The sequence below is a fragment of the Tumebacillus flagellatus genome, from assembly GCF_000714935.1.
GTDB classification, from domain to species: Bacteria; Bacillota; Bacilli; order Tumebacillales; family Tumebacillaceae; genus Tumebacillus; species Tumebacillus flagellatus.
This window is the reverse complement of sequence record NZ_JMIR01000089.1, coordinates 1-1,040: the sequence shown is the minus strand read 5'-3', so window position 1 is coordinate 1,040 and position 1,040 is coordinate 1. Positions and strand designations below refer to the sequence as shown.

The 1,040-nt window shown below is 48.5% G+C and carries 1 protein-coding gene and 1 tRNA gene; both read right to left on the bottom strand.

Features of this window, described 5'->3' with window-relative positions; all coding sequences use genetic code 11:
• Nucleotides 1-294 precede the first annotated feature (294 nt).
• Nucleotides 295-368: transfer RNA gene (locus EL26_RS23080), tRNA-Cys, on the bottom strand.
• Nucleotides 369-518: 150 nt separating this feature from the next.
• Entirely contained in the window at nt 519-866 is a 348-nt protein-coding gene (locus EL26_RS23075) for a VOC family protein (RefSeq protein ID WP_038094855.1), read from the bottom strand.
• Nucleotides 867-1,040 lie beyond the last annotated feature (174 nt).

Below are 1,040 nucleotides of genomic sequence, written 5' to 3'. Positions count from 1 at the left end.
CTTGAACCTGCGACCTTCGGGTTATGAGCCCGACGAGCTGCCAACTGCTCCACCCCGCGACGATTTGATTTTTTCATCATCCCCGCGTCTCTCTCGCGGCGACAGGACTTATCTTATCATGATCCACTCCCGCACTCAATCCGCAAAACGGAACAAACCCTGACAACACCTCCTCCGTACTCCCGAAACCTTTGAGAACCTGCAAGATGCTTGCGATTGTGCGGTGCTCTCTCAACATCTCCGCATACAAAAAAACGCCCTCGTCCAAGTTTCGTTGGACGAGAGCGTTTGCTTTGGAGGTGACACCCGGATTTGAACCGGGGATCAAGGTTTTGCAGACCTATGCCTTACCACTTGGCTATGCCACCAGATCGGGTCAACACCAAGAATCTTACCACGACTCACAACCTGCCCTCAAACGCGATTCGGAAACAAACGACGCCAACAGCTTAGGTGATCTGGCGAACACTCCTCCGTTTGCGGTCGTTCTGTTTTTCCGACGGTCTTACAGGTCTTTGTTATTTCTCCCATAGCTCAATCAGTCGGCCTTCAGGATCTTGAATCCAAACAAACTTACCAAATTCACTATGCTCTTGTTTCTTTGCAAGAGGTACACCGATTTGTTCAAGATGCTGAATCGTCTCATCCAGATTGTAAACTTGGAAATTTAGCATCACTTGCTGTTCTGTGGGGAAGTAAGGATCATCTTCCGTGAAGAAAGAGAAGACCGTTTCATTCTCTGCATGGGGTTTAAGAATCGCCCCATTCCAATCTCCTATTTCAATCTTCAGCACTTCACTGTACCATTTTTTAACTGCCTCTAGATTTTTGGTCCTCCAGAAGATTCCCCCGAAACCTTTGATCATCATACGAAACTCGCTCCCTTCTCTACCTTTCACTTTCGAGAAGTCAGTCAAGAATTCCTCTAACGCACAAGAAAAGACCCGATCCGCACTCGGATCGGGTCTTTCGCATTTGGTGCTATCAACAGGACTCGAACCTGTGACCCCCACCATGTCAAGGTGGTGCTCTACCAACTG

Bases quoted from the DNA above. Each gene is read 5' to 3' on its own strand.
- EL26_RS23075 (WP_038094855.1), bottom strand. From the start codon at position 866: ATGATCAAAGGTTTCGGGGGAATCTTCTGGAGGACCAAAAATCTAGAG.